Annotated in this window: 12 protein-coding genes; 9 read left to right on the top strand and 3 right to left on the bottom strand. The window is 40.2% G+C overall.

The genetic code is table 11. From position 1 onward, the window contains the following. The first annotated feature begins 15 nt into the window (after positions 1-15). The 6 genes from dnaK to deoC all read left to right on the top strand — a co-directional run bounded on the left by dnaK (position 16) and on the right by deoC (position 6,923). Positions 16-1,848 (top strand): molecular chaperone DnaK, encoded by a 1,833-nt coding sequence (gene dnaK / locus NSQ44_RS12985; protein WP_063388025.1) that lies wholly within the window; start codon positions 16-18, stop codon positions 1,846-1,848. A 142-nt stretch (positions 1,849-1,990) separates the two neighbouring features. Next, complete coding sequence (gene dnaJ, locus NSQ44_RS12980; RefSeq protein ID WP_340857231.1) at positions 1,991-3,121, top strand: molecular chaperone DnaJ; 1,131 nt, start codon at positions 1,991-1,993, stop codon at positions 3,119-3,121. Between the two features lie 18 nt (positions 3,122-3,139). After that, positions 3,140-4,075 (top strand): 50S ribosomal protein L11 methyltransferase, encoded by a 936-nt coding sequence (gene prmA, locus NSQ44_RS12975; protein ID WP_340857230.1) that lies wholly within the window; start codon positions 3,140-3,142, stop codon positions 4,073-4,075. An 11-nt stretch (positions 4,076-4,086) separates the two neighbouring features. Further along, a complete protein-coding gene (locus tag NSQ44_RS12970) occupies positions 4,087-4,842 on the top strand; it encodes a 16S rRNA (uracil(1498)-N(3))-methyltransferase (RefSeq protein WP_340857229.1) in 756 nt (251 codons plus the stop codon). A gap of 5 nt (positions 4,843-4,847) precedes the next feature. Then, positions 4,848-6,194 (top strand): tRNA (N(6)-L-threonylcarbamoyladenosine(37)-C(2))-methylthiotransferase MtaB, encoded by a 1,347-nt coding sequence (gene mtaB / locus NSQ44_RS12965; protein WP_066250569.1) that lies wholly within the window; start codon positions 4,848-4,850, stop codon positions 6,192-6,194. A gap of 69 nt (positions 6,195-6,263) precedes the next feature. Continuing rightward, complete coding sequence (deoC, locus tag NSQ44_RS12960; protein WP_144596757.1) at positions 6,264-6,923, top strand: deoxyribose-phosphate aldolase; 660 nt, start codon at positions 6,264-6,266, stop codon at positions 6,921-6,923. Between the two features lie 73 nt (positions 6,924-6,996). Here the strand turns inward: deoC and NSQ44_RS12955 are convergent, their stop codons facing one another. Then, positions 6,997-7,944, bottom strand: a complete 948-nt coding sequence (locus NSQ44_RS12955) for a Na/Pi symporter (RefSeq protein WP_340857228.1) — start codon at positions 7,942-7,944, stop codon at positions 6,997-6,999. 342 nt (positions 7,945-8,286) lie between these two features. On the opposite strand from NSQ44_RS12955, the gene rpsU reads away from it, so the two are divergent. Both rpsU and NSQ44_RS12945 read left to right on the top strand, forming a co-directional pair. Further along, on the top strand, positions 8,287-8,460 hold the full coding sequence (gene rpsU / locus NSQ44_RS12950) for a 30S ribosomal protein S21 (RefSeq protein WP_063388032.1): 174 nt from the start codon (positions 8,287-8,289) through the stop codon (positions 8,458-8,460). Positions 8,461-8,479: 19 nt separating this feature from the next. Beyond that, the gene (locus NSQ44_RS12945; protein ID WP_063388172.1) at positions 8,480-8,926 is read left to right on the top strand and encodes a GatB/YqeY domain-containing protein; all 447 of its coding nucleotides are present in this window, start codon (positions 8,480-8,482) and stop codon (positions 8,924-8,926) included. 478 nt (positions 8,927-9,404) lie between these two features. Here the strand turns inward: NSQ44_RS12945 and NSQ44_RS12940 are convergent, their stop codons facing one another. Continuing rightward, positions 9,405-9,959: a YkoP family protein gene (locus tag NSQ44_RS12940; protein ID WP_340857227.1), complete on the bottom strand. Its 555-nt coding sequence runs from the start codon at positions 9,957-9,959 to the stop codon at positions 9,405-9,407. Between the two features lie 141 nt (positions 9,960-10,100). Here NSQ44_RS12940 and NSQ44_RS12935 point away from each other — a divergent pair, with 141 nt between their 5' ends. Further along, the gene (locus NSQ44_RS12935) at positions 10,101-11,210 is read left to right on the top strand and encodes an MGDG synthase family glycosyltransferase (protein WP_340857226.1); all 1,110 of its coding nucleotides are present in this window, start codon (positions 10,101-10,103) and stop codon (positions 11,208-11,210) included. A gap of 137 nt (positions 11,211-11,347) precedes the next feature. Here NSQ44_RS12935 and thiC read toward each other — a convergent pair whose 3' ends face one another. Further along, positions 11,348-13,090, bottom strand: coding sequence for a phosphomethylpyrimidine synthase ThiC (gene thiC, locus NSQ44_RS12930; RefSeq protein ID WP_063388035.1), 1,743 nt, complete (start codon positions 13,088-13,090; stop codon positions 11,348-11,350). Between the last annotated feature and the right edge of the window lie 98 nt (positions 13,091-13,188).

Raw genomic sequence — 13,188 nt, 5'->3', positions numbered from 1 at the left:
AGGAGGTTGTGATATATGGGTAAAATCATCGGTATTGACTTAGGAACAACGAACTCTTGTGTAGCGGTTCTGGAGGGCGGCGAACCGAAAGTGATTCCAAACCCAGAAGGAAACCGGACGACACCGTCGGTTGTTGCATTTAAAAACGGCGAGCGTCAAGTAGGTGAAATTGCAAAACGCCAAGCGATCACGAATCCAAATACAATTATTTCTATTAAACGCCACATGGGAACTGACTACAAAGTGGAGATTGACGGAAAAAAATATACGCCGCAGGAAATTTCTGCTATTATTTTGCAGCATTTAAAATCGTATGCAGAAGATTATTTAGGGGAAAAAGTAGAAAAAGCTGTCATTACTGTTCCTGCCTATTTTAACGATGCTCAGCGCCAAGCAACAAAAGATGCAGGAAGAATAGCCGGTCTTGAAGTTGAACGGATTATCAATGAGCCGACTGCAGCTGCTTTAGCTTACGGTCTTGACAAAATGGATGAAGATCAAACCATTTTAGTTTATGACTTGGGCGGCGGTACATTTGATGTGTCCATTCTTGAACTTGGGGACGGTGTTTTTGAAGTAAGAGCAACAGCGGGCGACAACCATCTCGGCGGTGATGACTTTGACCAAGTCATTATTGACTATTTAGTAGATCAATTTAAAAAAGAAAATGGCATTGATCTTTCCAAAGACAAAATGGCTCTGCAAAGATTGAAGGATGCTGCGGAAAAGGCGAAAAAAGACTTATCAGGCGTAACATCAACACAAATTTCTTTGCCGTTTATTACTGCAGGTGAACAAGGACCGCTTCATCTGGAAGTGACATTAACGCGGGCAAAATTTGAAGAACTGTCTGCCCATCTTGTTGAAAAAACTATGGGTCCTGTTCGCCAAGCATTGAGCGACGCTGGTTTAACGAAAAACGATATCGATAAAGTAATTTTAGTCGGAGGCTCCACTCGGATTCCTGCTGTTCAAGAAGCGATTAAAAAGGAAATTGGCAAAGAGCCTCATAAAGGCGTTAACCCGGACGAAGTCGTTGCGTTAGGTGCTGCAATTCAAGGCGGTGTCATCACAGGTGATGTGAAGGACGTTGTGCTCCTAGACGTTACTCCATTATCGCTTGGAATTGAAACGATGGGCGGAGTGTTTACAAAACTGATTGAACGGAACACTACGATCCCAACGAGCAAGTCGCAAATCTTTTCAACTGCTGCTGACAACCAAACTGCGGTCGATATTCACGTTCTGCAAGGGGAACGTCCGATGGCTGCTGACAATAAAACATTAGGACGCTTCCAATTAACAGATATCCCGCCTGCGCCGCGAGGAGTGCCGCAAATCGAGGTAACGTTTGATATCGACAAAAACGGAATTGTAAACGTAAGTGCTAAGGATTTAGGAACTGGAAAAGAACAAAAAATTACAATTAAATCATCCACGGGATTATCCGAAGAAGAAATTGAGCGCATGATTAAGGAAGCGGAAGAAAACGCTGAAGCTGACAAAAAACGAAAAGAACAGGCAGAATTGAGAAATGAAGCTGACCAGCTTGTCTTTACGACAGAAAAAACATTAAAAGAGCTGCAAGGAAAAGTTGACGAAGCAGAAGTGAAAAAAGCAAACGAAATAAAAGACGCATTAAAAGAAGCGATTGATAAAAATGATTTCGATCAAATAAAAGCGAAAAAAGAAGAACTTCAAGAAATCGTTCAGAACCTTTCTGTAAAACTTTATGAGGAAGCGGCTAAACAAGCACAGACAAATAATCAACAAAATAATTCTGAAAACAAAAATAAAAATGACGATGATGTGATTGACGCTGAATACAAAGAAGTAGATGACAAATAAAATGTTTTATTCTGAAAATGGATAAGTCAAAGTCAGGCATGTCTTGACTTTGACTTTTTTCAGTAAAGGCGGTTAACAGTTGCTTTCTTCCGTTTGTCAATGTTAAAATTTACTCTATGTGAGAAATCGGGAGTGTGAATATATGGCGAAGCGTGATTACTATGAGGTGCTTGGAGTTAGTAAGAACGCAACAAAAGAGGAGATTAAAAAAGCCTATCGCAAGCTGTCCAAAAAATATCATCCGGATATTAACAAAGACCCAGACGCGCCCGAAAAATTCAAAGAAGTAAAAGAAGCGTATGAAGTGTTAAGCGACGACACAAAAAGAGCCCAATATGACCGCTACGGTCATGCAGGTGCTACTCAAGGCTTCGGCGGCTTTAACGGTGAAGAATTTGAAGCGGATTTCGGGGGATTTGGATTTGATGACTTATTCAGTTCGATCTTTGGCGGAGGAAGAAGAAGAGATCCGAATGCTCCTCGAGCAGGTGCAGATATTCAATATACGATGACGATTTCATTTGAAGAAGCTGCGTTCGGAAAGGAAACGACAATTGAAATTCCTAGCGAAGAAACATGTGATACTTGCCACGGTTCAGGAGCGAAACCTGGTACTACTCCGGAAACTTGTCCGCATTGCGGAGGTTCGGGTCAAATCAGCTCAGAGCAGCGAACAGCTTTTGGTGTTTTTGTGAATCGGCGCGTTTGTTATCAATGTAACGGAACAGGTAAATTTATCAGACATCGCTGTACAACTTGTGGCGGCAGCGGAAAAGTGAAGAAACGCAGAAAAATCCAAGTGAAAATTCCAGCTGGTGTAGATGACGGTCAGCAGCTCCGCATACAAGGGAAAGGAGAGCCGGGAATTAACGGCGGTCCATCAGGTGATTTATATATTGTTTTCCACGTACAGGAACACGAATTTTTCGTCCGCGATGGTGATGACATCTATTGTGAAATGCCGCTGACATTCGCACAAGCTGCGCTAGGAGATGAGATTGAAGTTCCTACTTTATACGGTAAAGTGAAATTAAAAATACCTGCAGGCACGCAGACAGGCCGAAAATTCAGACTGTCTGGAAAAGGGATCAAAAATGTTCACGGCCATGGCATAGGAGATCAATATGTAACTGTTCGCGTCGTTACACCAACTAACCTTACGGAAAAACAAAAAGAATTGCTGCGGGAATTTGCGGCTATCAGCGGGAATCAACCTGATGAACAGGAAGAAAGTTTTTTTGATAAAGTGAAGCGGGCGTTTAAAGGAGATTAAAGGATTGGGGTTACTAAAATGAAGTGGTCAGAGATTAGCATCCACACAACGGAAGAAGCGGTTGAACCTATCTCTAATATTTTACATGAAGCGGGTGCTGGTGGAGTAGTTATTGAAGATCCGTATGATCTTATAAAAGAAAGAGAAGATCAATATGGAGAAATATATCAGCTTGATCCTGAAGACTATCCTGATGAAGGTGTCATCATTAAAGCGTACCTTCCTGTGAATAGCTTTTTAGGCGAGACGGTGGAAGGGATAAAAGAACGGATAAATAACCTGCTGTTGTATGATATTGATTTGGGGCGGAACCATATTACAATTAGTGAAGTCAATGAGGAAGAATGGGCTACCGCTTGGAAGAAATATTACCGTCCTGTGAAGGTTTCAAAAAAATTTACGATTGTCCCCACATGGGAGCTGTATGAACCTGCTCACACCGATGAACTGATCATTGAATTGGATCCTGGTATGGCGTTTGGAACTGGAACCCATCCAACAACAGTTCTCTGCATACAAGCACTTGAAAAAAAGGTGCAAAAGGGAAATATTGTAATTGATGTTGGTACAGGGTCAGGCGTATTGAGCATCGCGAGTGCTTTGCTGGGGGCCGATAAAGTCATCGCACTTGATTTGGATCCAGTTGCAGTGGACAGCGCGCGATTAAATGTTAAATTGAATAAAGTGCAGCATCTTGTTCAAGTCAAGCAAAACAATTTGTTGGACGATATCGATGTTAAAGCAAACGTAATTGTTGCAAACATATTAGCTGAAGTCATATTGCGATTTGTTCGTGATGCGCATGAGCGTTTAGAAAACGGCGGTTATTTTATTACTTCCGGAATTATTCAAAACAAAAAACACGAAGTGGAGCAAGTTTTAATCGAAGCTGGTTTTACGATTGAAGAGACGATGACGATGGAAGATTGGGTCGCCTTTATCGCAAAAAAATAGAGGGATTGAAGATGCAGCGTTATTTTATTCATTATGCAAAAAAAGAATTAGCTGATATTATTGACATCACCGGGGAAGATGTCCACCACATTTCCCGGGTGATGCGGATGAAACAGAATGATCAAATTATATGTGTAACAAAGGATGGATATTCAGCCCTTTGCCAAATTGTTCAAATATCTGCCGATAAAGTATGCTGTTCCATTTTAGAGTGGATCGAGAACAATTCAGAGCTTCCGGTAAAAGTGATATTAGCGAATGGGCTGCCTAAAGGGGATAAATTGGAGCTCGTCATTCAAAAAGGGACGGAGCTTGGTGCTTCCAAGTTTATCCCTTTTAATGCTGCTCGTTCAATTGTAAAATTAAATGAAGGTAAAATAAATAAAAAATTAGAGCGGTGGAATAAAATTGCGAAAGAAGCTGCGGAACAGTCACATCGGACCATAATTCCTGAGGTGACGAAGCCAGCTTCATTAAAGGATGTCATTTCTTATGCTGCATCAGCCGATGTAAAAATTGTCGCTTATGAAGAGCATGCAAAAAAAGGTGAAACGAGCAATTTATTTTGTGCTTTAAATTCTTTGCAGCGGGGAGGATCATTATTCGCTGTTTTTGGACCAGAAGGAGGTTTTACAGCCGAGGAGATTAAGCAGTTATCCGATAACGGCTTTCTTTTATGCGGGCTAGGTCCGAGAATATTGCGGGCGGAAACGGCTCCTCTTTATTTATTATCTGCAGTATCCTATCATTTTGAACTGTCGAGGTGAAAAACATGCCGACTGTTGCTTTTCATACATTAGGATGTAAGGTAAATCATTATGAAACAGAAGCTATTTGGCAGCTATTTAAAGAAGCGGGATATGAGCGTCGGGATTTTGAAGCGATTGCGGATGTATATGTCATTAACACTTGTACGGTGACGAATACAGGTGATAAAAAAAGCCGCCAAGTAATACGGAGAGCGATCCGCAAAAACCCTGACAGTGTTATTTGCGTTACAGGTTGTTATGCGCAAACGGCACCCGCAGAAGTCATGGCCATTCCTGGGGTTGATATCGTTGTCGGTACACAAGATCGAAAAAAAATGCTCGATTATATTGAGCAGTTTAAGAAGGAGCGCCAGCCGATCAACGGTGTGACAAACATTATGAAAGCTCGGGTATTCGAGGAGATGGACGTACCTTCCTTTACAGACCGGACGCGGGCGTCTTTAAAAATACAAGAAGGCTGCAATAATTTTTGCACGTTTTGTATTATTCCTTGGGCACGCGGTCTTATGCGGAGCCGGGATCCAAAAGAAGTGATTAAACAGGCTCAAAAGCTGGTGGATGCTGGATACAAAGAAATTGTTTTAACCGGCATCCATACAGGAGGATATGGGGAAGATTTAAAAGATTATAATTTTGCGCAGCTTCTTCGCGATATTGATTCTGAAGTGAAAGGATTAAAGCGGCTTAGAATTTCTTCAATTGAAGCGAGCCAAATAACTGATGAAGTAATTGAAGTGCTGAAAACGTCCGATAAAATTGTCCGCCATTTGCATATACCGCTTCAATCAGGATCAAACAGCGTCTTAAAGCGGATGCGCCGTAAATATACGACGGAATTTTATGCTGAGCGTCTGAAACGGCTGCGGGAAGCTTTGCCTGGGCTTGCGGTAACTTCTGATGTGATTGTAGGTTTCCCGGGTGAAACGGAAGAAGAATTTATGGAAACATACAACTTTGTTAAAGAACACCGTTATTCTGAGCTTCATGTTTTCCCTTATTCGAAGCGGACAGGAACACCAGCTGCCCGAATGGAAAATCAAGTTGACGAAGACATAAAAAACGAACGCGTACACCGGCTGATCGCATTAAGCGATCAACTAGCAAAAGAATATGCCTCAAAATTTGAGGGACAAGTACTGGAGGTTATTCCAGAAGAACCTTATAAAGAAGCTCCAGACAGCGGCAAATATGAAGGATATACGGACAATTATTTAAAAGTTGTTTTTCCGGCGACGAAAGAGATGGTTGGGAAAATTGTGAAGGTGAAATTAACTAAGGCTGGCTATCCATATAATGAAGGACAAGTAGTCCGTATAGTCGATGAAGACTATTTACAGAAGTCTTCTTAATCTAGCTTTTTCTTGTGTAAAACAGACTTTGATGTAAGCTGTACCACTTTTTATGAAGGGAGCCTTCTCATGAAAAGGGAAATTGCGAAGTATATTGACCATACTGTTTTAAAGCCGGATGTCACGCAGGCAGATATTGAAAAGCTTTGTTTTGAAGCGAAGGAGTACGGATTTGCATCTGTCTGTGTTAACCCCGTATGGGTGGAAACAGCAGCTAATTTGCTGCAAAAATCAGATGTGAAAGTTTGCTCAGTGATTGGTTTTCCGCTTGGAGCAACAACTACTGAAGTAAAGGCATATGAAACGACAGAGTTGGTTCAAAAAGGTGCAGCGGAATTAGATATGGTGATAAACATCAGCGCATTAAAGGATCAGCGTTATCATGCAGTTGAAGAAGATATTCGTGCTGTCGTTGAAGCGGCAAACGGAAAAGCTTTGATAAAGGTGATTATTGAAACATGTCTATTAAATGTTGATGAGAAAAGAAAAGCGTGTGAGCTAGCTGTAAAAGCCGGAGCAGATTTTGTCAAAACATCGACAGGATTTTCTACCGGTGGTGCAACAGTTGACGATGTGAAGCTTATGCGTGCAGTAGTAGGTCCGAAATTCGGCGTGAAAGCATCTGGCGGAATCCGCGATTATAAAACTGCGATCATGATGATAGAAGCCGGTGCGACAAGAATTGGTACTAGTTCTGGAGTGGCGATTATAAAAGGAAGTGAACGTTAATCTATTATAATCACAGAATTGCTGGATTTTTTACATTTAGTTTAAAAAAGTTTTCCCGCAGTTTGTTGCGGGATTATTTTTTTATCCATGCTGAAATAGTTTTTGTCCACCATAATACAAAATTTGCATATTGATTCGCAAACGGGAGAATGATTAAAGAAGTTATCAAGTTAAAAATCAGGCTAAAGTGAGCGATTTGGAAATCTGGTTCATTTGTTAACAATGTTAAATTATTTGCGAAAAAAGGAATAAGCGGAACGAACAGGATCACTCCAAACACATTCAGCCAAAGATGGGCAAAAGCAGTATATTTCGCTTCTTGTTTAGAGCCGATCGAGGCCAATAAAGCTGTAATGCAGGTGCCGATATTTGCGCCGAGAACAAAAGCTAATCCTGTTTCTAATGGCAGCAGCTGTTCGTTCATAAAGCTCATGACAATTCCGATTAATGCAGTCGATGATTGAATAATTCCGGTGAAGACCGCGCTTATTCCGACAGAAAAAAGCAAATGGTCACTCGATTTGGCAAGCAGATCAGACATAACCTGCAGGTCAGACAAAAGAAAAGCAGCTTTTTCAAACCCGTTCAAAGCTAAAAAAATACACGATATGCCGAAGCATGAACAGCCTAATGAAAATAAAATTCTGTTTTTAAAAAGCATGAGAAGAAGAGAAATTGCAAACATCATCCCTAAATAGTCATCTATTTCAACGGCTAGAAATTCGGTCGTAAAGGTCGTCCCGACATTGGAACCTAAAATAATTCCAATTGCATCTTTAAACTTTAACAAACCAGCGGAAACAAAACTAACTGTAATCACCATCACTAGAGAACTGCTATGAACAAGAGCTGTTGCAATCATGCCGGTTAGAAAGGATTTGATTGGGGCATTCGTGCAGTTGTACAGCCATTTCTCCAGCTGCCTATGGGACATTTGCTGAAATCCGTATTTCATCATTGCCATTCCGCAAAAAAATAAAAGGAAACAAGAAAAAAATAATAACAGCAATTGCATTCCCATGAAAACCACCTCATCAACAGTCTATGGACAAGGTGTCACAATAAGACCTTATAAACGAGTAATTTTTTTCAATCGAACAAGTTATATTTTTTCAGACAGCCTGTTTGGCGGCTTTCAAACGATCTTGAATCATTTCTTTATATACATGATGAATTTGGAAATTCTTCCATACAAAAGCTGATATGAAACAGTCTTGTAAACCTGTCCGGTAAAAAAAGTCATAAGGAATAGGAAAGATGTTTTGAACATTGACCAAATAAATCGATTATATTATACTAACTTAGTAAATGTTCTTTTTGATAAGGAACATGAACTGGCTTTGTTCGGAGGGAGGGAAAAAGGATGTCTAAAACGATCGTACGTAAAAACGAATCGCTTGAGGATGCTCTTCGCCGCTTCAGACGCCAAGTATCAAAAACTGGTACTTTGCAGGAATATAGAAAGCGCGAATTTTATGAGAAGCCTAGCGTAAGACGCAAGAAAAAATCTGAAGCTGCAAGAAAGCGTAAATATTAAAAGAGGGTGTATATTAATTATGGGTCTTCTTGAGCGTTTAAATCAAGATATGAAGCAAGCGATGAAAAATAAAGAGAAAGATCGCCTTTCAGTCATTCGCATGGTAAAAGCATCCTTGCAAAATGAAGCGATTAAACTCGGAAAAAGTGAGTTGACTGAAGAAGAGGAATTAACGGTACTTTCTCGAGAATTAAAGCAACGTAAAGACTCCCTCCAAGAATTTGAAAATGCAGGTCGTTCAGATTTAGTTGAAAAAGTGAAAGCTGAAATTGCAGTAATAACTGAATATATGCCTGAGCAATTATCTGAAGAGGAATTAATACAAATTATTAAAACAACAATTTCGGAAGTGAACGCAACGTCCAAATCCGATATGGGGAAAGTAATGGGAGCCGTTATGCCAAAAGTAAAAGGAAAAGCAGATGGCTCGCTTGTCAATAAATTGGTTCAGGATTTGCTTTCATAATTCGAGTAAAAAGCTTGCCGCTTTCTATGTGCGGCAAGCTTTTAAGTTTTTGCAGCGGATTCATCCTATGGACTGCGGCAGTCGATTAATGAATGTAGCTGCCTTGCAATTCATCAATAGTGGTTCAGTTGTTGATAGCAAGCTTGTCGGCGAAAGAATATAGCTGCTATGCAAATGTCCGCAAAAAATTGAGCAGAGGGCAACAATGAAGGAAAACAATCGGAAAGATCGCTGATCTCAATGAAGATTATCGGGAAAATACGGCGGCAATAAAGGAAAACCTATCGAAAAGAGCACACCTCTATCTAGCTGTGAGAACAGGGAAAAACGACAGCACTATTTGCTCTGAAAGGGAAAGGATTTATTTCGGAGTTAACCCAAATATTTTCATTGAAACCTCAATGGGATCAACATGACGGAGCGTATAAGCGGCGCCTGAGCTGTTCATACGCTCTTTTTTGATGAAGGGAAAACCGTTCTATCCATATAGTTTGAGCAGTTTTTCTTTTGACATCATTAAATATTTCGGCGGCCGCTTCAAGCTATCGAAGCGATATTGAATGATTAAATACATAGGGGTAAATGTCAAAAGCTTATACCATTTATAAAATGGATTTTGAATGGCAAACGTTTCAAAGCCCAGCCGTTCAGAGCCTTTATTTAAAATAGTTATTCCAATAATCCCTTTCACATTGTGAAATTGTGAATGATTCCGCAAGTATTGAACGATATTTGGCAGCCCTTTTTCTGTTTTAGAGTAAATGTATCTTCCTTTTTGAATTTCGCTCTTAAAATGATTCAGTTCCTTCATTAAATAGACGTTATGAAGATGTATTTTTAACAGAAGATCATTTTTTTTAATTTTTGTACCGTCTGAAAGAATTATTTGCCTTCCTTTATATTTTGTCAATCGAACCCGGAAAATGTCACGATTATTCTCCTTGTCCCTCACATACTCAAGCCGCGAACAAAGGTAATAAATGGGATCCAATAGGCACCAAAACTTAAAAAAACAATATCTCAACCTTCCCATTTGCAACACCTTTCACTTTTTTTCTTACAGTTTATTTTTAGCATACGAATTGTTTTTATTTATAAAAAATTTTTTTCGAATAGCCATGCGAAATTAAGAAAAAACTTTTAAAGAACTCCATCAATAACAATGGTGAGCGATATGAAAAAAATTTTATATCTTCCTTTTTTGACCATACCTTCAGGCCATCATCAAACAGCTGATGCCCTAATGGAAGGGTTGTTACGGCTTGATCCTGACATTCATTGCGAAAAAATGGACCTTTTGTCATCGAAATTTGGAAAAATAGAAAGGCTGATATCTTCTTTTTATTTGCAATGGATTGGCCGTTTTCCTAAATCATACAGCCATATGTACCACAGGTCAGTGCTTGCGGAACAAAAGAGCGGCAAAAGGTTTGTCCATTATGAAGCGCTTTTTCTCCGGCATTTAAAAAAGATCATTGATGAATTGAATCCGAAAATGATTGTTTGTACCCATGCTCTTCCTTCCTACTTGCTTGCCAGGCTGAAAGCCTCTTCTCAAATCAACATCCCTGTTATCAATGTATACACAGATTTTTTTATTCATCATCTTTGGGGAAAAAGAGAAATTGACTATCATTTTGTCGGTCACTCATATATGAAAGATTATTTGCTCCAAAAAGGTATAAAAAAAGAACAGATTTTTGTTACAGGGATTCCTATTCACCCAACTATTACAAAAAGGAAAGATGAACATGTACATAGCATGCGTTTTTATCGAGGATTAATTTCGGGAGGAAGTTCAGGCGTCGGTTCAATAGAGAAGATAACGGAAAAAATCAGCCGCGATGATGATATCCATTATATGGTGTTATGTGGAAAAAACAGAAAGCTTTATGATCGATTAATAAAACAAAACCATCCACGAATTACTCCTTTACCTTACATCTCTTCAAGAGAACAAATGAACGATCTGTACAATCGCGTCGATTTTATCATGACAAAGCCCGGTGGTGTGACAATCAGCGAATGTTTATACAAAAAAATCCCTATATTTGTGTACCACACTCTTCCAGGACAGGAAGAAATAAATTTGGAGAAATTAACAAAATTCGGGATGGTGTTTGATTTTCGAAATTGGCAAGAGGAAACAAATATTTCGGCCTCCATTATTCGAACGCTGCAATCTAAGCAGCTATCAAAATTTTTATCGAAAGTGGATGAATATCATAAAAGTTTAGCTCCGATTGAACCAGCGGGATTGATCAAACGTTTAATGAATGAATAGGGGCTGTCTAATAAGTCGATTTTCCGGCTTATAGACGCCCCTTTAATGTTTTAGAAACGTTGATATATCAATGTTTATGATGTTTCGTTTTCAATGGATTTTGACTTTCTGGATAGCCCCATTAGTTTGAAAATTATTTATCGATAAAGGGATGACCCGCCCTCTATAAATTCTTTTGCTTTTTGCCTCAAACCTTCCTGAACGAAATCAGAATCACTTGAACCGGCCATTTTTCTTAAATTGTGGGAAATTTTCATCGAGCAAAATTTTGGACCGCACATAGAACAAAAATGGGCAATTTTCGCTCCTTCTGCCGGCAAAGTTTCGTCATGATATTCGCGTGCCCGTTCAGGATCGAGAGAAAGATTAAATTGGTCGTTCCAGCGGAATTCAAAACGGGCTTTTGATAAAGCATCATCCCTTATTTGGGCGCCTGGATGCCCTTTTGCCAAATCTGCGGCATGGGCTGCAATTTTATAAGCAACAACACCTTGGCGCACATCCTCTTTATTGGGAAGGCCTAAATGCTCTTTCGGAGTTACATAACATAGCATGGCCGTTCCGTACCAGCCGATCATGGCTGCCCCAATGGCTGACGTAATATGATCATAGCCGGGAGCAATATCGGTTGTTAATGGACCGAGGGTATAAAAAGGAGCCCCTTTGCAAATTTCATTTTCTAAATCAACATTTTCTTTAATTTTATGCATCGGAATGTGCCCAGGGCCTTCGATCATGACTTGGACATCATGTTTCCAGGCGATTTCCGTCAATTCACCGAGCGTTTTCAATTCGGCAAATTGCGCTTCATCATTGGCATCTCGAATAGATCCGGGACGCAAGCCGTCACCTAATGAAACGGCAATATCATATGTTTTTAAAATTTCGCAAATCTCTTCAAAATGAGTGTATAAAAAGTTTTCTTGATGATGCGCCATACACCACTGCGCCATGATCGAACCGCCGCGGGATACGATTCCGGTCGTCCGTTTGACGGTCAAAGGGATATAGCGAAGCAGCACGCCGGCATGTATAGTAAAATAATCGACCCCTTGTTCTGCTTGCTCAATTAATGTATCACGGTAAATTTCCCATGTTAACTCTTCAGCAACGCCATTTACTTTTTCGAGCGCTTGGTAAATCGGGACGGTTCCAACCGGCACGGGCGAGTTGCGGATGATAAATTCTCTTGTTGCATGAATATTTTTTCCTGTTGACAGGTCCATAATTGTGTCAGCGCCCCAGCGGATGGCCCAAAGCATCTTCTCAACTTCTTCTTCGATTGACGATGTTACAGCTGAATTGCCAATGTTGGCATTAATTTTTACATGAAAGTTCCGGCCGATGATCATCGGTTCACTTTCCGGGTGATTAATGTTGGACGGAATAATGGCCCTGCCGGCAGCGACTTCTTGACGAACGAATTCAGGATCCATGTTTTCACGAATCGCCACAAACTCCATCTCTGGGGTGATGATCCCCTTTTTTGCATAGTGCATTTGTGTAACGACAGCACCTTTTTTTGCTTTGAAAGGCTTTCGATGAAAAGGTGTGGCAATATTGTGATCTTCCCAATTGCGAAATCCATTATCTTCAGGCTTTACCTGGCGCCCATCATATTCTACAACATCATGACGGTCTAAAATCCACTGTTTGCGCACAGCCGGCAAACCTTTATGAATATCTGCCTGAAAATCAGGATCTGTATAGGGACCGCTCGTGTCATAAACCTTTACAGGTTCATTTTCAAACGTTCCCGCTTCCGTTTTCGTGGGAGTTAATTGAATTTCCCTCATCGGAACCCGAATATCGGGTCTTGACCCAGTCACATAAATTTTTTTGCTTGCTGGAAACTGCATGTTTTCGAAATAATGTTTCATTTTTCTCCTCCTCCATTTTTTTATCTGAAGATGTGCATAGAAAAATAGGAGGGGAGATGGGATGTGAAAAATAAAAACGGGTTCGCTTTAGCACGAAC

The sequence above is a fragment of the Aeribacillus sp. FSL M8-0254 genome, from assembly GCF_038008845.1.
GTDB lineage: Bacteria > Bacillota > Bacilli > Bacillales > Aeribacillaceae > Aeribacillus > Aeribacillus composti.
This window is presented reverse-complemented; position numbering and strand designations above follow the sequence as displayed.

Coding starts and splice junctions, on each gene's coding strand:
- NSQ44_RS12935 (WP_340857226.1), top strand. CDS start 10,101: ATGAAAAAAATTTTATATCTTCCTTTTTTGACCATACCTTCAGGCCAT.
- NSQ44_RS12970 (WP_340857229.1), top strand. CDS start 4,087: ATGCAGCGTTATTTTATTCATTATGCAAAAAAAGAATTAGCTGATATT.
- thiC (WP_063388035.1), bottom strand. CDS start 13,090: ATGAAACATTATTTCGAAAACATGCAGTTTCCAGCAAGCAAAAAAATT.
- NSQ44_RS12940 (WP_340857227.1), bottom strand. CDS start 9,959: ATGGGAAGGTTGAGATATTGTTTTTTTAAGTTTTGGTGCCTATTGGAT.
- dnaK (WP_063388025.1), top strand. CDS start 16: ATGGGTAAAATCATCGGTATTGACTTAGGAACAACGAACTCTTGTGTA.
- rpsU (WP_063388032.1), top strand. CDS start 8,287: ATGTCTAAAACGATCGTACGTAAAAACGAATCGCTTGAGGATGCTCTT.
- NSQ44_RS12955 (WP_340857228.1), bottom strand. CDS start 7,944: ATGGGAATGCAATTGCTGTTATTATTTTTTTCTTGTTTCCTTTTATTT.
- deoC (WP_144596757.1), top strand. CDS start 6,264: ATGAAAAGGGAAATTGCGAAGTATATTGACCATACTGTTTTAAAGCCG.
- mtaB (WP_066250569.1), top strand. CDS start 4,848: ATGCCGACTGTTGCTTTTCATACATTAGGATGTAAGGTAAATCATTAT.
- NSQ44_RS12945 (WP_063388172.1), top strand. CDS start 8,480: ATGGGTCTTCTTGAGCGTTTAAATCAAGATATGAAGCAAGCGATGAAA.
- dnaJ (WP_340857231.1), top strand. CDS start 1,991: ATGGCGAAGCGTGATTACTATGAGGTGCTTGGAGTTAGTAAGAACGCA.
- prmA (WP_340857230.1), top strand. CDS start 3,140: ATGAAGTGGTCAGAGATTAGCATCCACACAACGGAAGAAGCGGTTGAA.